The 18,894-nt window shown below is 65.7% G+C and carries 17 protein-coding genes; 13 read left to right on the top strand and 4 right to left on the bottom strand.

What is annotated here, in order from left to right:
• Positions 1–31 precede the first annotated feature (31 nt).
• Complete coding sequence (locus tag LKE06_RS02535) at positions 32–748, bottom strand: uracil-DNA glycosylase (RefSeq protein WP_227996856.1); 717 nt, start codon at positions 746–748, stop codon at positions 32–34.
• Between the two features lie 186 nt (positions 749–934).
• On the opposite strand from LKE06_RS02535, the gene LKE06_RS02530 reads away from it, so the two are divergent.
• From LKE06_RS02530 to LKE06_RS02500, 7 genes are all read left to right on the top strand, one after another.
• A complete protein-coding gene (locus LKE06_RS02530; RefSeq protein WP_227996854.1) occupies positions 935–1,378 on the top strand; it encodes a GyrI-like domain-containing protein in 444 nt (147 codons plus the stop codon).
• A 37-nt stretch (positions 1,379–1,415) separates the two neighbouring features.
• Positions 1,416–1,874, top strand: coding sequence for an effector binding domain-containing protein (locus LKE06_RS02525; RefSeq protein ID WP_227996853.1), 459 nt, complete (start codon positions 1,416–1,418; stop codon positions 1,872–1,874).
• Between the two features lie 255 nt (positions 1,875–2,129).
• Positions 2,130–2,900, top strand: coding sequence for a hypothetical protein (locus LKE06_RS02520; RefSeq protein WP_227996851.1), 771 nt, complete (start codon positions 2,130–2,132; stop codon positions 2,898–2,900).
• A 4-nt stretch (positions 2,901–2,904) separates the two neighbouring features.
• A complete protein-coding gene (locus LKE06_RS02515; protein ID WP_227999250.1) occupies positions 2,905–5,034 on the top strand; it encodes an Rv1355c family protein in 2,130 nt (709 codons plus the stop codon).
• 13 nt (positions 5,035–5,047) lie between these two features.
• Positions 5,048–6,919: a putative bifunctional diguanylate cyclase/phosphodiesterase gene (locus LKE06_RS02510; protein ID WP_227996850.1), complete on the top strand. Its 1,872-nt coding sequence runs from the start codon at positions 5,048–5,050 to the stop codon at positions 6,917–6,919.
• A 65-nt stretch (positions 6,920–6,984) separates the two neighbouring features.
• The gene (locus LKE06_RS02505; RefSeq protein WP_227996848.1) at positions 6,985–7,956 is read left to right on the top strand and encodes a GAF domain-containing protein; all 972 of its coding nucleotides are present in this window, start codon (positions 6,985–6,987) and stop codon (positions 7,954–7,956) included.
• Positions 7,957–8,023: 67 nt separating this feature from the next.
• Positions 8,024–9,151: a glycosyltransferase gene (locus LKE06_RS02500; protein WP_227996846.1), complete on the top strand. Its 1,128-nt coding sequence runs from the start codon at positions 8,024–8,026 to the stop codon at positions 9,149–9,151.
• Positions 9,152–9,155: 4 nt separating this feature from the next.
• Here the strand turns inward: LKE06_RS02500 and soxR are convergent, their stop codons facing one another.
• Complete coding sequence (gene soxR / locus LKE06_RS02495) at positions 9,156–9,641, bottom strand: redox-sensitive transcriptional activator SoxR (protein ID WP_227996844.1); 486 nt, start codon at positions 9,639–9,641, stop codon at positions 9,156–9,158.
• A gap of 213 nt (positions 9,642–9,854) precedes the next feature.
• On the opposite strand from soxR, the gene arcA reads away from it, so the two are divergent.
• Positions 9,855–11,156, top strand: coding sequence for an arginine deiminase (gene arcA, locus LKE06_RS02490; protein ID WP_227996842.1), 1,302 nt, complete (start codon positions 9,855–9,857; stop codon positions 11,154–11,156).
• Between the two features lie 6 nt (positions 11,157–11,162).
• Positions 11,163–11,522 carry a GntR family transcriptional regulator gene (locus tag LKE06_RS02485; protein WP_227996840.1) on the top strand — a complete coding sequence of 120 codons (360 nt, stop codon included), beginning with the start codon at positions 11,163–11,165 and terminating at the stop codon, positions 11,520–11,522.
• Positions 11,523–11,524: 2 nt separating this feature from the next.
• Here the strand turns inward: LKE06_RS02485 and LKE06_RS02480 are convergent, their stop codons facing one another.
• Positions 11,525–13,126 (bottom strand): dolichyl-phosphate-mannose--protein mannosyltransferase, encoded by a 1,602-nt coding sequence (locus tag LKE06_RS02480; protein ID WP_227996839.1) that lies wholly within the window; start codon positions 13,124–13,126, stop codon positions 11,525–11,527.
• Between the two features lie 183 nt (positions 13,127–13,309).
• Between LKE06_RS02480 and rsmI the strand changes: the two genes are divergently transcribed.
• A complete protein-coding gene (gene rsmI, locus LKE06_RS02475) occupies positions 13,310–14,167 on the top strand; it encodes a 16S rRNA (cytidine(1402)-2'-O)-methyltransferase (protein ID WP_227996838.1) in 858 nt (285 codons plus the stop codon).
• A gap of 17 nt (positions 14,168–14,184) precedes the next feature.
• Positions 14,185–14,937 carry an isocitrate lyase/PEP mutase family protein gene (locus LKE06_RS02470; RefSeq protein ID WP_227996837.1) on the top strand — a complete coding sequence of 251 codons (753 nt, stop codon included), beginning with the start codon at positions 14,185–14,187 and terminating at the stop codon, positions 14,935–14,937.
• 67 nt (positions 14,938–15,004) lie between these two features.
• Here LKE06_RS02470 and metG read toward each other — a convergent pair whose 3' ends face one another.
• Positions 15,005–16,591 (bottom strand): methionine--tRNA ligase, encoded by a 1,587-nt coding sequence (gene metG / locus LKE06_RS02465; RefSeq protein ID WP_308188361.1) that lies wholly within the window; start codon positions 16,589–16,591, stop codon positions 15,005–15,007.
• A 68-nt stretch (positions 16,592–16,659) separates the two neighbouring features.
• Here metG and LKE06_RS02460 point away from each other — a divergent pair, with 68 nt between their 5' ends.
• A complete protein-coding gene (locus tag LKE06_RS02460) occupies positions 16,660–17,487 on the top strand; it encodes a TatD family hydrolase (protein WP_227996835.1) in 828 nt (275 codons plus the stop codon).
• Between the two features lie 212 nt (positions 17,488–17,699).
• A complete protein-coding gene (locus tag LKE06_RS32800; protein ID WP_305082788.1) occupies positions 17,700–18,833 on the top strand; it encodes a resuscitation-promoting factor in 1,134 nt (377 codons plus the stop codon).
• Positions 18,834–18,894 lie beyond the last annotated feature (61 nt).

Raw genomic sequence — 18,894 nt, 5'->3', positions numbered from 1 at the left:
CGTGACCGACGAATCCCCGCCTGGACTGTCGTTACGCGGTGGGCAGGCCCGCCGCCGTTGCCGCCGCCACCAGGACCGCCTCCAGCATGGCGGGAGTGAGACGGCCGGTGAAGGTGTTCTGCTGGCTGACGTGGTAGCAGCCGAACAGGCGCAAGGGTTCTCGGCTGCTGTCGGTCGGCGTCAGCGTGATCTGCGCGCCGTGCCCGAATTTCGGGCGTGGCCGGGGAATGATCCAGCCCGCCGACGCGAGTACCGGCAGCAGCGCCTGCCATCCGAAGGCGCCGAGGACTACGATCGCACGCAATGTCGGTGTGAGCAGGGCTAATTCGGTGCGCAGCCAATGGCTGCACCGGTCTCGTTCGTCGGGGGTCGGCTTGTTGCGGGGTGGGGCGCAATGCACCGGTGCGGTCAGTCGGGTGCCGAACAGTTGTAATCCGTCGTCGAAACGAGTCGAGGTCGGCTGGTTGGCCAGGCCCACGGCATGTAGCGCGGCGAACAGGGCTTCGCCACTGCGGTCGCCGGTGAACATCCGGCCGGTTCGGTTGCCGCCGTGCGCGGCGGGGGCGAGCCCGACGACCAGCAGCCGGGCGTCGGCCGGGCCGAAGCCAGGAACCGGGCGACCCCAATAGGTTTCGTCACGGAAGGCGGCGCGCTTTTCGCGGGCCACCCGTTCGCGCCAGGCAACAAGGCGCGGGCATGCTCGGCAGTCGCACACGGTGGCGTCCAACGCGGTGATGGAATGGCACACAATGCCCACTATGCATCAGTAGCTGATCGTTTGCTTCTAGGACGCTCGTCCAGGTCGGCTGGTTGGTGAGCTGCGGATATCGACCGGGACATGTGATCGTTACCGCTGGGTCCGGGTTGATAGCATGGCCTTTCTGACCGACCGGATGCGGGCTTCGCCCCCGGATTCATCTCGAAAGAGTCCTGCATGCAGTTTGACATCGTTGAGCGAGACGAAACGTGGGTTGCCGGGCTGCCGGTGCGCAGCCCTAAGCGTGCGCTCGGCGAACTGCGTGATCACGACCTCGACGCGGCCTGGGCCGCAGTACTGCACCAGGAGCTCGGCGGCCCGCTGGCCAGCGCATACACCGATTACGCCGGCGAACTCGGGACCTACAACACGCAGATCGTCGGCTATCGCTGTGCTTCCTTCGATGACGTCACCCGCGGCCATCTTGTCGCCAGGCTGCCGCGCGGTACCTATGCCCGGTTCTCCTCGGTCGGTAACTTCCCGCAGGTGATGACCGACCTGTGGACGCAAATCGCCTACGCCGAGGAACACAATCACATCAAACGCACTCATACCGGGGACTTCGAGTGTTATCCGCATGCTTACAAAATCGAGCTGTACCTGGCGGTAGACCCGCGATGAGCTGGTGCGGCAAGCGAATTGTGGGTGAGGCGCGATCATGACCTATGCGATTGTGGTCCGTGGCGAGGCGCTCTACGGCGGCTTGGTGGTGCCGCGGGTACGCCCGAGTTTCAAGGTCTCCAACAGCGATCTCATCGAGTTCCTCAAGGATCGGCTGCGCGATCGCGCCGAGGAGACCCAAGCGCGGCATCAGGCCGCCGACCAGCCTATGTACACGGTGTATGTGCCGGATCCGGCGGGCAACTTCAACGTCGTCGTCTGTTTCGAATATCAGGAACCCGGCGTGGTTCCGATCGGTGACGTGCTGGTCAAGGTGCCCAAGGGTGTCTATGCGCGGTTCGCGCCGAACGGTGATTACCACGATCTGGTCGAGGATGTCTGGGCTCAGGTCGATGACGCGACCGCCTCTGCCGAGATAACCCGGGCCTATCGCGAGGAGATCGAGGTCTGGCACGGGCCGGAGTCGGTGGAACTCTTCATCTCGATCCTGGTCTAGTTGCTAAAGATTAGCCACGTCAGTACAGACCGGTCTCCCTGTTATTGGTGATCTTCAATACGAGCGGTCTGACCTGCGGGAATTATCCGGATGCAAATCAGTTTTCGGAAGATTAGCCAGACGTCTGGTCAATTTCTGTCGGATGACGGATACTGCCCTAGACATACTGATCCCGACTAGCTAACGCAGCCGGGGTGAGTGTGCTGGATTGGCTCGGCAAACCGCGCGTGCTGCGCGCTACGGAGTAGGACCACAATGACTGTCGAACCGATTGCAGTCGTCTCGGAAGAAGTGCCAGCGGAGGGTGTCCGTCAGTACCGGGACCAGCGATCCGGATGCACATTTTTCGTCACCACCCCCGCTGTAATGCCCACGCTGTGGGACCGATATCTGCGTGGTGCTCTCGATGTTTACCGGCATTTCGGGGTGGAGTGTGCGCTCGAATTCGGGAAGGTAGCCGACGGTGGGTCGACATCGCTGTTCTTCACCGGTGTGGATCCGGCCGGGCGGCTTGTCGCGGGGGTCCGGATGCAGGGCCCCTATCGAGATGTCGACGATGTGCACGCGCTGAGCGCCTGGGCCGGGCGGCCGGGTGAAGCGGAGCTGCGCCGCATGGTTGCCGACCGGGTGCCTGCCGGCGTGATCGAGGCCAAGGGCGCGTGGGTGGCGCGCGACGCGGCGCATCGTTCGGACCTCAGCGCAGTGATTTCGCGGACGGTTTTGCATGGCGCGAAACTGCTCGGCGCACGCTACGGATTCGCGACCGTCGCCTCCTACACGGTCGGGAGGCATGAGGCGAGCGGAGCCGTTGTGGTGGAGGACATTCCGGCGGTGCCCTACCCGGATGACCGATATCGAACAGTCCCGATGTGGTGGGATACTCGGACATATCAGGCATATACGACCGAACAGCACAGCTCGTTGGTTCGAAACGAACAGCAGATGCTGGGAATCCCACCCACCCTGCCCAGCACCTCTGAACGCAGGCTCGGCAGATCGGAGAATTGGCACCGATATGGGCGGTGAGAATATGCCGGTGGCGCAGCACCGCCCGCTGATCCTCGACGAAGCCGACCCCCACGATGCCGAAACGCTTGCGGAGCTGCGTAACCGGCCGTACCTGGAATTCACCGACCTGCGCGCCGTACTGCGTGCGGAGTTCGATCGGATCTTTGCCGCCAAATCCCGGGGGGACGGTCCGGAATCGGATCGATGGATCTATTACCCGTGGCGCCGCGCCGTGGTCGGCCTGCCTGGCGAACGCACGTTTCGGGCGACGCGGTTCGACCGCAATCGCAATAAGCTCACCCCGGCGGACCAGGATCGCCTCGCCGAGTTGACAATCGGGATCGTCGGCCAAAGCGCGGGCCACGCCGTCGCGCACATGCTGGCCATGGAAGGTGTCGGCGGACGACTGCGGTTGGCCGACCTCGACGACATCGAGTTGTCGAACCTCAATCGAGTGCCGGGGACGTTGTTCGATATCGGCGTCAACAAGGCGGTGGTCACCGCCCGTCGGATCGCCGAGCTCGATCCGTATCTCCCCGTTGAGATTTTCGGTTCGGGTGTGGATGAGCACACGGTGGATGCGTTTCTGGACGGACTGTCGATCGTCGTCGAGGAATGCGATTCGCTCGATATCAAGCTCGCGGTCCGGGAGGCCGCGAGCCGCCACCGCGTACCGCTGCTCATGGAGACCAGCGATCGTGGACTGCTCGACGTGGAGCGATACGACCTGGAACCGGACCGCCCGCCATTCCACGGACTGCTCGGCGGCCTGCGTGCCGCGGATATGCGCGGATTGACGGCAAAGGAGAAGGCGCCGTTCATCGTTCGGATGTTCGGGCCGACGGGATTGTCGCCACGGCTGGCCGCGAGCATGGTCGAAGTCGGTGAGGCCGTAACGAGTTGGCCGCAGCTGGGCAGCGATGTGCTGCTAGGCGCGTCGAATGTGGCCACCGCCGCCCGCCGGATCGGATTGGGGCTCGAGCTCCGATCCGGCCGGGTCCGGATCGATGTCGAGAACCACCTCGATGACCTTGCCGATCCCGAGCCCATGGCAGAACTGGTGTGGGACGACAGCGCATCCGATATCGCGCCCGCGACGGAACCGGTCGACCGCGTGCTGGAATGCGCGCAACGAGCACCGTCCGGCGGCAATATGCAGCCGTGGTCCCTGCGTGTCACCGACGGCGCGATCCACCTCGCGCTGGCCACGGAATACACCACCGCAATGGATGTCGGCTATCGCGGCAGCGCGGTCGCCGTGGGTGCCGCGGTCTACAACGCGCGGGTCGCGGCTGCCGCGCACGGCATCCTCGGCGAGCACACCTTCGTGGCGAACGGAGACGAGTCCCGTCCGCTGTCGGCCGTGCTCGAACTGGGGACTGCGGGGGACGCCGAACTTGCGGTCGACTATCCCGCGGCGCTGGCGCGCGAAACCAATCGTCAACCCGGTACCGGCGCCGCGATCGCGCCTGCGGCTCTTGCCGAGCTGCATGCCGCCGCGGAACTGGAGCACGCGCGATTGCACGTCATCACCACACCGACCGACCTCGCGATGGCGGCCACGCTGCTCGGCGAATCCGATCGGGTGCGATATCTGACGCCGCGGTTGCACGAGGAGATGCTCGCCGAAGTCCGCTGGCCCGCAGACGATCCGCTGACCGGGCTGGATGTGCGCAGCCTGGAACTGACCGCCGACGAACTGGCGGCATTCGAGATCGGCCGCAGGGCCGATGTGATGGCGCAGCTGCGTTCCTGGGCCGGCGGCGTGGCGCTAGGCAACTACACGCGCGACCGGGTGCGGTCGAGCTCGGCGCTGGTCGCGGTGAGCTTCGACGGCCGGTCGGAGCCGGGACTCGCCGGTTACGCGCGGGCCGGTGCGGCGGTGGAACGCATATGGATTCGGGCACAGCGACTGGGATTGACGGTGCAGCCGATATCCCCGGTCTTTCTTTATGCGCAACGTTATAGCGAACTAGTCGCGATTTCTCCCGACTTCGCGGATACACTAGCGTCGATTCAGGGCCATTTCCTGAACCTGCTGGGTATGCCTAAGCATGAGACCATGGCACTGGTGCTTCGACTGAGTTTTGCCGAAGGCGCCACCGTCCGTAGCCAGCGGCGTCCGGTGCCAGGCGCGGAAACCCGTAGTTAGCGCGATCGGAGACATGGTGCCTCGGCTGACACTCGACTCACTGGTGACCCAGGTCGCCTCCGAGCTGATGGGTGTGGACGCCACCACCATGGTGGTGGCGACCGAACGTGTCCTGTGTCAATTGGTCGAGTATTTCGACGTCGATTTCAGCTATATGCGGCATACCGATCGTGAACGCCGCGCCACCGTTCTCATTGCCGAATGGCCGCATCGTCAGCAGGTACCCGATCCCGATCCGCTCGCGGTCGTGTACTTCGAGAACGCAGACGCCGCTTTCCGTATGCTCGAGCACGCCGTCGAACCGATGGTCGCGCGCCCGACCTCGGAATTCGCCGATTATCAGGAAACGATTCGCCGTGCGTCCGGTATCCCGGTGGTCACCTCGGCCGCGGTACCGCTGATCTCCCGTGGCGAATCGACCGGTGTCCTCGGATTCGTGAAAGAGGGGGACCGGGAATGGACTACCCGAGAGCTCAACGTGCTCAAGGCGATCGCCGCGCTTTTCGCGCAGTTGCAGGCTCGGATCGTGGCCGAGGAACGGCTTCGCTACATGGCACTGCACGACGATCTGACCGGATTGGCGAACCGTCGCGCGCTGCTCGAGCACATGGAAGAACGATTACGTCCGGGCAGTCCGGGGCCGGTCGCGGCCTTCTTCCTCGATCTGGATCGCTTGAAGGCGCTCAACGATTTCCTCGGACACACCGCGGGCGACAATTTCATACGTACGTTGTCATCGCGCCTGCGGGAGAATCTCGACCCAAATGACATGATCGCCCGACTGGGCGGCGACGAATTCGTCATCGTGCCGATCAAGCCGATGGATGCGGTGGCCGCCGAACACGAAGCCGGTCGAATCCAGCAGCTGATCGGCAGGCGCGTCATTGTCGGCGGCGAATCGGTGAGCCGGGGTGCCAGCGTGGGCGTCGCGGTCGGCATACCGGGCCAGACCACGGTCGCCGACGTGCTGCGTCGCGCCGATCATGCGCTGTTGTCCGCGAAATCGGGTGGCGGCAACGGTGTCGCGGTGTTCACCGACGCCATGCGCGCGCAATTCGAGCTGCAGGACGACGTGGAACTCAACCTGCGCGGTGCGGTATCCGACGGTTCTCTCGTGCTGCACTACCAGCCAGAGGTCGACCTGCGCACGGGGCGGATCGTGGCGCTGGAAGCGCTGGTGCGCTGGTTGCATCCCACGCGCGGGCTGCTGCCGCCCGCCGCGTTCGTCATGGTGGCTGAGGCGACCAATCTGGCCGGTGAGCTCGGCCGCTGGGTCATTCGATCGGCGTGTGCTCAATTCGCCGAATGGCGTCGGCGCGGGCTGGCCGGGAACGTGGTGATGCGGATCAACGTGTCACCGGTCCAACTGGTCAGTCTTGATTTCGTGGAGCGGATCGAAGACATCCTGCGTCTGTTCGGCATCGACGGCAGCTCGGTGTGCTTGGAGATCACCGAACATGTGGTCGTGCAGGATTTGGCGCGGACCCAGGTCACGCTGCGTGCTCTCAAGCGAATGGGCGTGCAGATCGCCATCGACGATTTCGGGACCGGTTACAGCTCGTTGTCGCACCTGAAGGCGCTCCCGGTCGACGCGGTGAAGATCGACCGCGGCTTCGTGCAGCGCCTCGGCGCCAGTACCGACGACCTTGCGATCGTGAAATCCATTATCGGCCTCGCCGGTTCGTTCGGGCTCGGCGTGGTGGGAGAAGGGGTCGAGACGCCCGTCGCGGCGCGGACCCTGGTCGGGCTGGGATGCTACCGGGCCCAGGGCTTCCTGATCGCCCGCCCGATGCCGGCCGATGAGGTCGAACCGCATCTCGCGGTGGGCCGCATTCCGTTGGATCTCGATCTGCCGAGGGCGGGTCGCGGTTTGTCGACGCATTAGGCCGCAGCCTCGCTCGCCTGGCCCGGGGCCTGGGCCGATCCTGCCTACTGCGGTAGATATACGGGATGCCTGAACATGATTGGCTGCTGGTCGAGACGCTGGCTGGCCACGGCGCGCCCACTCTGGTCGCCGACGGCGACCGGATGAAAGACTGGTCGAGCCTGCGGCGCGTACGCCGCGAACTTCCCGCGGCGGCGTCACGTCGGATAGCCGAGGTTGTCCAGCGCTGCACGGTCAGTGCGCATCTCGAGACCGATATCGACGACAAACTGCGTGTGGTCGGTGTCCCCATCGGATGCGCGTACGGCGGCGTGCACGGTGTTCAGGTGTGGGCCGGGCCGCCGGCACGGGTGCCGGGCCCGCCCCCGGCGGTCGCCGCCTGGGACTGGGATGCCGAGACCGAATTGGCCCACCATGGACCCGGCCTCGAGGAGTTGGTGTTCGCCAGGGCGCCCGAAGAGGTGCGGGTTATCCGGACACCACCCGAGGCATTCGGCCGGATGGTGCGCTTCGACGGCCGCATCGAGTATTTCGCGTTGGTCGGCGCGGGCGAGGGTCAGTATCAGGGCGATGTCGACATGATCGGTGACGACGGCCGGGTTCGCACCTTCCAGATGGTTACCAGGGCGCGCCCGTCGATACGCCGGATCAGCGCGCTCATGCACCAGCTCACCGACACCGCGCTGATGCGGCCCGACGTGGAGATGACGATGATGCGCGCCGTCTCGCGGCGCGCGGACGAGGGCATCGGATTCGTCGAGCTCAATTCCGGTGTCATCTATGAATGGCCCCGCACCCCGCCGCCGCCACTGAATCGCTGGGCCACCGAACGTCCGGTATTTCATCCCGACGATGTCGCGGCATTCCGATCCGTGTTGCTCGAACTGGCCGGTGCCGCTGATCGGCCGGCGAGACAACTGCGGATACGGGTTCGATTCGCGGACACCGGCTGGATTCCGGTGCTGATCGACGTCATGCCGTTGATGTCGCAGGAGAGCGGCCACGGTCTGCTGGTGGTGCGCGAACCTGCTGATTAGCCGGTTCTTTCACGGCGGTTCACGCCATGTTGGGCGGACCGGTCCCGCTCCGCTGGACGATCGGCGGGTGCGTATCGTGCAGCTGGCGAACTTTTACGGCCCGCGCTCGGGTGGGCTGCGGACCGCGTTGCATCATCTCGGCGAAGGCTATGTGGCCGCAGGTCATGAGGTGGTGCTGATCGTGCCAGGACCGCGCCGGGCCGAGGAACTGCTGCCTACCGGCGCGCTGCGAATTACCTTGCCTGCCTTGGGTATTCCGTGGACCGGCGGCTATCGGGCCGCGGACCCGCGCAGGGTGGCCGACGTATTGGCCGGATTGCGCCCGGATGTGCTCGAGGTGTCCGACCGATTGACGCTGCGGGGTTTCGGCCGGTGGGCGCGGCGCCACGATGTGGCAAGCGTGATGATCTCCCATGAGCGCCTGGATCGGTTGCTCGGTCAGGTCATGCCGAGCCCGGTGGCGCGCCGGTGCGCCGACGTGGCCAATCGGCGGACCGCCACCGAATACGACACCGTGGTCTGCACGACGGAATTCGCTCGCGGGGAGTTCTTACGTGTCGGTGCGTCGAATGTCGAACTTGTACCGCTCGGAGTGGATCTGGAGCTGTTCAGCCCGGGTAGGCGTGACTATGCGCTGCGCGCGGATCTCGGTATCCCGGGGCACCCGTTGCTGGTGCACTGCGGCAGGCTCTCGATGGAGAAGCGGGTGGATCGCAGCATCGAGGCGGTCGGTGCGTTGCGTAAGGCCGGGGTGCCCGCGCGGCTGGTCATCGCGGGGGAGGGGCCGCGTCGCGAGGCGCTGGAACGGCGCGCGAAGGCGCTGCCCGCACTGGCAGGCGGATTGCCTGCCGTGCATTTCACCGGGTTCATTTCGGATCGGGCGATGGTGGCGAAATTACTTGCTACCGCGGATGTTTCGCTGGCGCCGGGGCCGCATGAGACGTTCGGGCTCGCCGCGTTGGAGGCGCTGGCCGCCGGTACGCCGGTGGTGGCGAGCCGTTCATCGGCACTGGCCGACATCGTGACCACCGAGTGCGGCGCCGTTGCCGACGACCATCCGTCCGCCTTCGCCACCGCCGTCACCGGTGTGCTTGCCTTACCGGCCGTGCGTCGTAGGAAGGCGGCGCGCACCCGCGCCGAGCAATTCACCTGGCCGCGCGCGGTCGCGGGCATGCTCGCGGTGCTCGGGCGGTAGCGCCTCAGCAGCCATCCGGTCCCGACGCGCAATTGAGCTGCACGTCGAGCACCCGGGCGCCCGGACCCTGTTCGCCGAGGCGGTCGTGCTCGTTGACGATCTTGCAGCTGCCGAGTGACAGACAACCGCAGCCGATGCAGCCGGTCAGGTTGTCGCGCAACCGGGTCAGCTGTGTAATGCGGTCGTCGAGGTCGGTGCGCCAGGTGGTGGAGAGGGTCTCCCAGTCGCGGCGGGTCGGGGTGCGGCCGTCTGGCAGTTTGTCCAAGGCCGCGCGGATATCGCTCAATGGGATTCCGACCCGCTGCGAGATGCGGATGAAGGCGACACGCCGCAGCGTCTCGCGCGCGTATCGACGCTGATTACCGCTGGTACGGCGACTCGATATGAGCCCCTCGCGCTCGTAGAAGTGCAACGCGGACACCGCCACTGCGCTACGCTCGGACAGCTGCCCGGGGGTCAGTTCCTTTGATCGCCAATCGGTTGCCGACATCCACTCTCCTCCATTCACCTGAACAATACTTCAGGTTAGGGTGTGCTGGGGTAGGAATCGGACACACGCGCTCGCGGCTGCTCGCGGGGTGTTCGAAATTGTTCCGCCGGCGACGGCTTGCTGGGCACCGAAACCCTGCGGGGACTGCGCACACGCTGCCTGAAAGATGAGCATTTGCGTGCTCTTACGTCGTCGGCGAACTACGGTCGGACCATGGGAGCAGACGCTGTGCAGGCGGGGCCCGGAGCTGATCCGGATGAAGGTGAGCACGACCGCGTCGATGATCCGGGTTACCGTCTCGCGGTGACCTCCGAAGTGGGTCGGCTGCGCACGGTTTTGCTGCACCGTCCCGGCGACGAATTGCGCAGGCTCACCCCGCGCAATAACGATCAACTGCTGTTCGACGGCATTCCGTGGGTGGAGCGGGCGCAGCAGGAACACGACGCGTTCGCCGATGTGCTGCGCGGGCGCGGTGTCGAAGTGCTGCTGCTCGCGGACCTGCTCGCCGAGACACTCGATGTCAGTGGCGCGGCCCGCATCCAGGGCATCTCCGCCGCGGTAGACGCGCGCAGGCTCGGGCACTCGCTGGCCGATGAGCTCGCCGCGTTCCTGCGCGGCATCCCGGCCGGAGAACTGGCGAATTCGCTGATGGCGGGGATGACCTTCGACGAATTGCCCTTCGGCCCGGACGCCACCTCACTGGTGCGACGGATGCACCACGGCGGCGACTTCGTTATCGACCCGCTGCCGAATCTGCTGTTCACCAGGGATTCGTCGTTCTGGGTCGGGCCGAGGGTCGCGATCACCGCGCTGGCGCTGCCCGCCCGGATGCGGGAGACCTCGCTGACCGATCTCATCTACGCCTTCCATCCGCGCTTTCTCGGGGTGCGCCGTGCCTATGAGTCGCATACCGCACCCATCGAGGGCGGTGACGTGCTGTTGCTCGCGCCGGGGGTGGTAGCCGTCGGCGTCGGCGAGCGGACCTCGCCCGCCGGGGCGGAAGCGTTGGCGCGCAGCCTGTTCGACGACGATCTCGCGCACACCGTGCTGGTGGTGCCGATCGCGCAGAATCGCGCGACCATGCACCTGGACACGGTGTGCACGATGGTCGATACGGACGCCATCGTGATGTATCCAGCGGTGCGTGACTCATTGTGCGCGTTCACTATTCATCGCGAGGACAGCTACAGCGGTCGCGATGGCGGCAGCGGCGTGAGCATGCGCGGCCCCGATCCGTTCTTGCCCGCGGCCGCCGAAGCCATGGGGATTGGCAAGCTGCGGGTGATCGACACCGGTCTCGACGGTGTCACCGCCGAACGCGAGCAATGGGACGACGGCAATAACACTCTGGCGTTGGCGCCAGGCGTCGTTATCGCCTACGAGCGCAACGAGATGACCAATTCACGGCTGACCGACGCGGGCGTCGAGGTGCTGCCGATCCCGGGCTCCGAGCTGGGGTCCGGTCGAGGTGGCCCACGCTGTTTGTCCTGTCCGCTGTCCCGAGATGACGTGTGAGCTGCCATGTTCACCGTGACCGTCACGCACGATTCCCCGGTCCCGCCCTTCGAGCAGCTGCGTATCGGCGTAATCGCGCAGGTGCGCTCGGGCGAACTCGCCGCGGGCACCAAGATCCCGACAGTTCGAGCGCTAGCAGCCGAACTCGGCTTGGCGCCGAATACCGTTGCCCGCGCCTATCGCGAGCTGGAGGCCGACGGCGTCGTCGAAACCCGGGGTAGGCAGGGCTCTTTCATAGCCTCCTCCGGCGATCCCACTCGGGACGCCGCGGGGCGCGCCGCCACCGACTACGTCGCCGCCATCCGGCGACTCGGTCTCGATGACGCGGCCGCCCTCGGCTACGTGCAGTCCGCGCTGGAGATCTAGCCTCAGCGCCAGCTCGGCAGCCAGAGGTGGGCGTGCCAGCTGCCGGGCGTAATGGACATGGCGGTGAGGATCGGCCAGAGCCAGATGAAGTTGGCGATGACCAGGCCGAGGTAGATGCAGACGGCGAGTAGGCCGAGACTGCGGCGTTCGCTGGGGAGTTCGGGCAGGAAGGTACCCGCGGTGCTACGTCGTATCGGGACTTTGCGGACCGGGCCGAGGATGTCGCCGAGTACCAGTGCGATCGCCATCACCAGGAATGGCGCCAACGCTACGGCGTAGAAGTAGTACATCTGCCGGTCGAGGGTGAAGAACCAGGGGATCAGGCCGGCACCGTATCCCACCAGGACCGCGGTGTAGCGCCAGTCGCGTCGCGCGACAATCCGCCACAGACCCCAGCCGAGCACCGGGAACGCGATCCACCAGATGGCAGGCGTGCCGACCAGCATCATGGCCTTCACACACTGGTTCTGCCCGCAGCCGGTGACACCGTTATCGGCGTAGTGATAGAGCATCGGCCGCAGCCCCATCGGCCAGGTCCACGGCTTGGATTCCCACGGATGATGATTGCCCGCCGAGTTGGTCAGTCCCTCGTGGAAGCCCAGCGTTTCGCCGCTGTAGAACCAGAGCGAACGCAGCGCGCCCGGGATCCACGACCACGGTCCGTCGCGACCGACCTGATTGCCGACCGCGTATCGGTACACGCCGTCCTCGCTGGAAAACCACGCCCAATACGTGGCCAGGTACACCCCGAGGGGAACCAGTACCAGTGCGTAAAGCGCCGGTCCGATATCGCGTATCGCGGTGCCGATCCATGGGCGGCGCACGCCGTAGGCTCGGCGCGCGACCAGATCGAAGCCAACGCTGAGCAGGCCGAACGCGAGCACGAAGTACATGCCGGACCATTTGGTTCCACAGGCAAGCCCGAGCAGGATGCCCGCGCCGAACCGCCACCAGCGCACCCCCAACCGTGGACCCCACGGGCTCGCATCGATCCGTCCCTCGGCGTCGGCCCGCGCGATGCGGGCCCGCACCTCGTCGCGGTCGACGATGAGACAACCGAATGCGGCGGTGGCGAACAACGTGATGAAGATGTCGAGCATGCCGATGCGCGAGGAGACGAAGGTGGCGCCGTCGGCGATGAGCAGAATGCCCGCGAACGCGCCGATCAGCGTCGAGCGTGACATTCGCCGGACAATGCGGATCACCAGCAGCACCAGCAGGGTGCCGCAGATGGCGGAGGCAAAGCGCCAGCCCCACGCGTTGTAGCCGAATATAGCCTCGCCCATGGCAATTAATTGTTTGCCGACCGGCGGATGCACGACCAGCCCGTAGGCGGGGTTGTCCTCGACCCCGCCGCCGGTCAGCATTTGCCAGCCCTGCGGCGCATAGTGCTTCTCGTCGAAAACCGGGGTGCGCGCGTCGGTCGGATAGTCGAGGTTGGTGAACCGCGTGACCGCCGCGATCATCGTGAGGAACGCGGTGACCGCCCAGCCTCGCATGGTGTCGAGAGGCCCGAAATCGGGGGAGGGCCGCAGAGGTGCGGGGCTCGACACGGTAGGTACGGCCCCCGGTGCGGTCGCGCGCTGGTCGGTCACCTGGGTCACGCCCCGATCGTATGCTGTGCACGACGACGGGACGTGCATCGGTGAGCGTGCCGCCGGACAATCACACCCGCGTGCTTGTCGCGATCGCCCTGTTCCGGATTCGGATTTCGGTGGTGACAGAATCAACTGGCGAAGCAGGCAACTGATTTCCAGGCAGATGGGCGTGCGGTGACGAATAGCGCGGTGACCGGCGAGCATACGGTCGGCAGGCTGGTGCTCGCGGCGACGCCGATGGGTGACATCGGCGATGCGTCGCAGCGGTTGCGCGGCGCGCTCGCGAGCGCCGATATCGTCGCGGCCGAGGACACCCGCCGCACGCGGTCACTGGCCAAGGCTCTACAGGTGGAGATCACGGGGCGGGTGGTCCGGTTCGACGACCACGTCGAGTCGGCCAAAATTCCGGCACTGCTCGGCGATATCGAGCAGGGGCGAACCGTGCTGCTGGTGACGGACGCGGGTATGCCCTCGGTCAGTGATCCGGGCTACCGCCTGGTCGCGGCCTGCGTGGAGTGCGATCTGCCGGTCACCTGCCTGCCCGGACCGTCTGCCGTGACCACCGCACTGGCGCTGTCCGGGCTGCCGGTCGAGCGGTTCTGCTTTGACGGGTTCGCGCCCCGCAAATCCGGCCAGCGCCGAGAGTGGTTGCGCACCTTGATCTCTGAGCCGCGTACCTGCGTTTATTTCGAGGCGCCGCATCGACTGGCCGGTTCATTGGCCGACGCGGTCGAGGTCCTCGGCCCGGACCGGCGCGTCGCGGTCTGCCGCGAATTGACCAAGACCTACGAAGAAGTCGTGCGCGGTACCCTCGCCGAGGTCGCGGCCTGGGCCGTCGATGGTGCTCGCGGCGAGATCACCGTGGTTGTCGAGGGTGCGCAACCCAGGTCCGCGAATCCGGCCGACCTGGTGGATGAGGTCGAATCACTCATGGCCGATGGCCTGCGTCTCAAGGACGCCTGCACCCAGGTCGCGGCTGCCACCGGCGCCTCCCGCCGCGAACTCTATGACGCCGTTCTCGCGGCCCGGCGCGATGAATCGGACTAACTGCCACAATTGGTTACATGACCTCTTTGGAAGGTAAAGCCAAGACATTCCTCGAACTTCATCGTGCAGGCGATCCTGGCATCTTCCCGACTGTGTGGGACGCGTGGTCGGCGAATCTAGCTGTCGCCGCCGGATTTTCGGCCCTGACGCTGGGTAGTCACCCGGTCGCGGATTCGGTCGGGCGCAGCGACAAGGAAGGCATGACCTTTGCCGAGTTGCTGACCCGGGTACGTCAGATCAGCGAGGTTGTGGATGTTCCGATCTCGGTCGACATCGAATCCGGGTATGGGCTCGAGCCCGCGCAGTTGATCGAGGGCCTGCTCGAGGCCGGTGCGATCGGACTGAATATCGAGGACACGGTGCATAGTGAGGGCGGCCGGTTGCGTGGCGCGCAAGAGCACGCCGACCTCGTGCACCGACTACGTCAATTCGCCGATGCCGCGGGTGTACACGTGGTGGTCAACGCCCGCACCGACCTTTTCCTTCGTCAGGACGGCGACAAGTCCGACCGTGTCGATCGTGCGATCGCCCGGCTACAGCTGGCTGCGACGGCGGGTGCCGATGTCCTCTACCCGGTCGGCCGTCACTCCGATGCCGAAATGCGCCGCCTCACCAGCGAATTGCCGTTGCCCATCAACGCCATCGGCCTGCCTGGCGAATCCGACCGTGCCGTGCTCGCGGCGCAGGGCGTCGCCCGCGTCAGCTTCGGCCCGTACTTTCAGTGGGCGCTGGCCGAGGAGGCCAACCGGCTGCTCGAGCGCTGGAAATAATTGTCGCTGACCGCTACCGCTGCTGAGAGTGGTAGCGGTCAGGAGCATCGTCGATGGTGGCGACCGCCTAGTTCTTCGGCTCCACGTAGCGCGGGTAGACAGCCTCCGGTGCTGGTAGCGGGGTGCCCGCCACCAGCGGGTTCGTGATGTCGGCGAAGGTTCGATTCTGCTGGGCCAGCAGGTCCAGGATCTTGCCCGCCGACTCGGGCAGCACCGGCTGCACGAGGATGGCGACGATGCGCAGCAGTTCGATGGTCACGTAGAGCACCGTGGCCTCGCGGGCCAGGTCTTCCTCGGTGCCGGATTTGGCCAGCGCCCATGGCGCCTCGGCGGAGAAATACTTATTGGCCTCGCCGAGGGTCAGCCAGATCGCCTCCAACGCCAAATGCATTTGCTGAGCGTCGAATTCGGTACGGCAGCGCTCCAGTAGCCCGTTGGCGCGCTCCAGTAGCGCACGGTCGGCGTCGGTGAATTCGCCCGGTGTCGGCACCACGCTGCCACAGTCGCGCGCGACAAGCTTGAGGCTGCGCTGCACCAGGTTTCCGAATTCATTGGCCAGATCGGTGTTGATCCGCCCGACGATCGCCTCGTGGCTGTAGCTGCCGTCTTGGCCGTAGGAGATCTCCCGCAGCAGGAAGAAGCGGACCGGGTCGACGCCGTATTCCTCGACGAGTGCGAGCGGGTCGACCACATTGCCGACCGACTTCGACATCTTCTCGCCCTTGTTGTACAGAAACCCGTGCACGAAAACGCGTTTCGGCACCTCGATGCCTGCCGACATCAGGAACGCGGGCCAGTACACGGTGTGAAAGCGGGAGATGTCCTTGCCGATGATGTGTAGGTCGGCGGGCCAGAACTGCTGGAACGCAGCGGATTCCGTATCCGGGAAACCGACGCCGGTGAGGTAGTTGGTGAGCGCGTCCACCCACACGTACATCACGTGATCGGGATGGCCGGGCACCGGCACACCCCAGTCGAAGGTGGTGCGGGAAATGGACAGGTCCTTCAGGCCCGCCTTCACGTAGCTCACCATTTCGTTGCGAGCCGTTGCGGGCGCGATGAATTCGGGGTGCTCGTCGTAGAGCGCCAGCAGCTTGTCCTGATAGTTCGACAGCCGGAAGAAGTAGTTCGACTCCTCGGTCCAGGTCACCGGCGTCTTGGACTCGGTGGAAATTCGCGACCTGTCCTCGAGCAGCGTGGTCTCCTCCTCGGTGTAGAACGCCTCGTCGCGAACCGAGTACCAGCCCGAGTAGTTGTCGATGTAGATATCGCCGTTGGCGAGCATCCGCTCCCAGATCGCGACGCTGGCCACCTGATGGTCCTCATCGGTGGTGCGGATGAAGCGGTCGAACGAGACATCGAGCGTCTTGTCCATCGCCTCGAACACGTCCGAGTTGCGCGACGCGAGCTCCTCCACCGGCATACCCTCGGCGACTGCCGTCTGCTGCATCTTCTGGCCGTGCTCGTCGGTGCCGGTCATGAAGAACACGTCATACCCGTCGAGCCGCTTGAACCGCGCAAGGGCGTCCGCCGAGACGTACTCGTAGGCATGCCCGATGTGCGGCGCACCGTTCGGGTACGCGATGGCCGTGGTGATATAGAAGGAGGGGCGGTCAGCTGCACTCATGGTGTGTCTACTGTAATGCGCGTGGATTCCGATGCTGACGTGAATATCCCCGCAGGCGCTCGCGCCGGTGCGCTCCGGTCCGCGAGTGCGCGCCGATGAACGGCAAGCGCCCGGCCCCCGGTCTTCCGGAACCGCTTGCGCCGCTGGTGGACGCGCACACCCACCTGGATGCCTGCGGAGCGACCGACGCGGAATCGACGGCCGTGATCGTGGACCGCGCGGCGTCGGTCGGCGTCGGACAGGTGGTCACAGTCGCCGACGATCTGGCAGCCGCGCAGTGGGCAGTGCTGGCCGCGAACCGGGACGCCCGCGTCTATGCCGCTGTGGCTCTGCATCCCACCCGGGCGAACGCTTTGGACGACGCCGCGAAAACCGAGTTGGAGCGATTGGCCCGCGATCGGCGCGTCGTCGCGATCGGCGAAACCGGCCTCGATTACTACTGGCCGGGCAAGCTCGACGGGTGCGCCGATGTCGAGACGCAGATCGAAGGCTTCCGCTGGCATATCGATCTGGCGAAGCGGGTGCGCAAGCCGCTCATGATCCACAACCGGGACGCCGACCACGATCTGCTGACGGTGCTGCTGGACGAAGGCGCCCCGGAAACCGTGATCTTCCACTGCTTTTCGTCGGACACCAATATGGCGCTCGCGTGTGTGTCCGAGGGCTACGTGCTCAGCTTTTCCGGAACGGTGAGTTTCAAGAACGCGCACGAATTGCGGGAGGCCGCGAAGGTGGTGCCCGACGATCAGATTCTGGTGGAGACCGACGCACCGTATCTGACCCCGCATCCGTTCCGTGGCGCGCCGAACGAGCCTTACTGCCTGCCATACACAGTGCGCGCGCTGGCCGAGTTGCGTGAACAGGATCCGGCGGAACTGGCGAAGATCACCACCGCGAACGCCCGGCGTATCTACGGCATCTGAGTGCCGGTTCGGTTACTCGAACGGTGGCCGGGAGCGCGCCGACGCGCGTCTGGCCATCAAGGGGTCCGGCAAGCCGCAGTGTGTTCTATGTCACTTGATGAGGCCGTTTTGTGATCTACCTGCGGCGGTGAGACCAATTCGTGATCGCGTTCGTCTCCGGGTCGAGAGGAGCGGTTGTCGGCCCGTCGCTCCTTCGTTATCTTACTGTGACCATGTCGTCATTCACGAGGATCAACCAGTCTCGCTCGCCGATGCTATATGTCGCGGTGGCGGCGCTGCTGGCGACGCTGCTCGTCGGCGCCGCGATGGCGATCGTTAACCGCAAGACGGTCACGGTGGTCGTCGATGGCGAGAAGTCGACGCAGACCACCATGTCGCGCAATGTCGGTGGCGTGCTCGAGGCCGCCGGGTTCGATGTGAACGATCGTGACCTGGTGCAGCCTGCATTGGCCTCGACCGTCGCCGATGGCGCCACCATCATCCTGAATCGAGCCCGCGAGATCGCGGTGTCGGTGGATGGGAAGCCCGAAAAGGTGTGGTCCACCGGGCTGACCGCAGGCGATGTCGCTGCCCAGCTGGGCCTGCCCGCCGAAACCTTCGTAGCCCCGGCACGCAACGAGAAGCTGCCGCTCGAAGGTGCCGCGCTGAGTGTTTTCAAGCCGCATTCGATTTCGTTGCTCGACGGGATCGGCGCGCCGGTCGACGTCCGGCTCGCCGCGCCGACGGTCGGCGAATTCCTTACTGCGGCAGGCATTCCGCTGATCGAGCAGGACACCGTCGAGCCCGCGTCGAGCACCGCGCTGACCGACGGCATGCAAGTCACTGTGACCCGCACGCGAATCGAGAAGCAGACCGAGACCCTGCCGCTGGATCCGCCGGAGACCGTGATCGAAGATCCGACCATGAACATGAGCCGGACCGTGGTCGAATCCGAGGGCGCATCCGGCGTCCAGGACGTCACCTTCGCGGTCACCATGGTCAACGGCCAGGAAGAAAGCAGGCAGCAGGTCGCGTCGAACGTCACCGTGACCGCGCAGCCGAAAACCGTACGTAAGGGCGCCAAGCCCGGCACCGAGGTGCCGCCGGTGCGTGACGGCGTGACCTGGGACGCGCTCGCACGGTGCGAATCGACCGGCAACTGGGGAATCAATTCTGGCAACGGCTACTTCGGTGGCATCCAGTTCGATCAGGGCACCTGGGAGCGGCAAGGCGGTCTCAAGTACGCACCGCGCGCCGACATGGCCACTCGAGAAGAGCAGATCGCCATCGCCGAGGTCACCCGCGCCCGTCAGGGCTGGGGCGCCTGGCCGGCGTGCACCAGCCGCATCGGCGTCGGCAGCGACTAGATACGGTCCGCCGCTGGCGGGTGTTCAGGCCGGACCGGGGTGCGGTGGCGGCTGTTGAGAA

Source organism: Nocardia australiensis (assembly GCF_020733705.1).
Taxonomy (GTDB): Bacteria; Actinomycetota; Actinomycetes; order Mycobacteriales; family Mycobacteriaceae; genus Nocardia; species Nocardia australiensis.
The sequence above is the reverse complement of the archived record's forward strand: the minus strand, read 5'-3'. Positions and strand labels throughout refer to the sequence as shown.

Excerpts from the sequence above, each read along its gene's own strand:
- soxR (WP_227996844.1), bottom strand. The coding sequence starts at position 9,641 with ATGTCGGCAACCGATTGGCGATCAAAGGAACTGACCCCCGGGCAGCTG.
- LKE06_RS02510 (WP_227996850.1), top strand. The coding sequence starts at position 5,048 with ATGGTGCCTCGGCTGACACTCGACTCACTGGTGACCCAGGTCGCCTCC.
- LKE06_RS02530 (WP_227996854.1), top strand. The coding sequence starts at position 935 with ATGCAGTTTGACATCGTTGAGCGAGACGAAACGTGGGTTGCCGGGCTG.
- LKE06_RS02470 (WP_227996837.1), top strand. The coding sequence starts at position 14,185 with ATGACCTCTTTGGAAGGTAAAGCCAAGACATTCCTCGAACTTCATCGT.
- arcA (WP_227996842.1), top strand. The coding sequence starts at position 9,855 with ATGGGAGCAGACGCTGTGCAGGCGGGGCCCGGAGCTGATCCGGATGAA.
- LKE06_RS02485 (WP_227996840.1), top strand. The coding sequence starts at position 11,163 with ATGTTCACCGTGACCGTCACGCACGATTCCCCGGTCCCGCCCTTCGAG.
- LKE06_RS02460 (WP_227996835.1), top strand. The coding sequence starts at position 16,660 with ATGAACGGCAAGCGCCCGGCCCCCGGTCTTCCGGAACCGCTTGCGCCG.
- LKE06_RS02520 (WP_227996851.1), top strand. The coding sequence starts at position 2,130 with ATGACTGTCGAACCGATTGCAGTCGTCTCGGAAGAAGTGCCAGCGGAG.
- LKE06_RS32800 (WP_305082788.1), top strand. The coding sequence starts at position 17,700 with ATGTCGTCATTCACGAGGATCAACCAGTCTCGCTCGCCGATGCTATAT.
- LKE06_RS02515 (WP_227999250.1), top strand. The coding sequence starts at position 2,905 with ATGCCGGTGGCGCAGCACCGCCCGCTGATCCTCGACGAAGCCGACCCC.
- LKE06_RS02525 (WP_227996853.1), top strand. The coding sequence starts at position 1,416 with ATGACCTATGCGATTGTGGTCCGTGGCGAGGCGCTCTACGGCGGCTTG.
- LKE06_RS02505 (WP_227996848.1), top strand. The coding sequence starts at position 6,985 with ATGCCTGAACATGATTGGCTGCTGGTCGAGACGCTGGCTGGCCACGGC.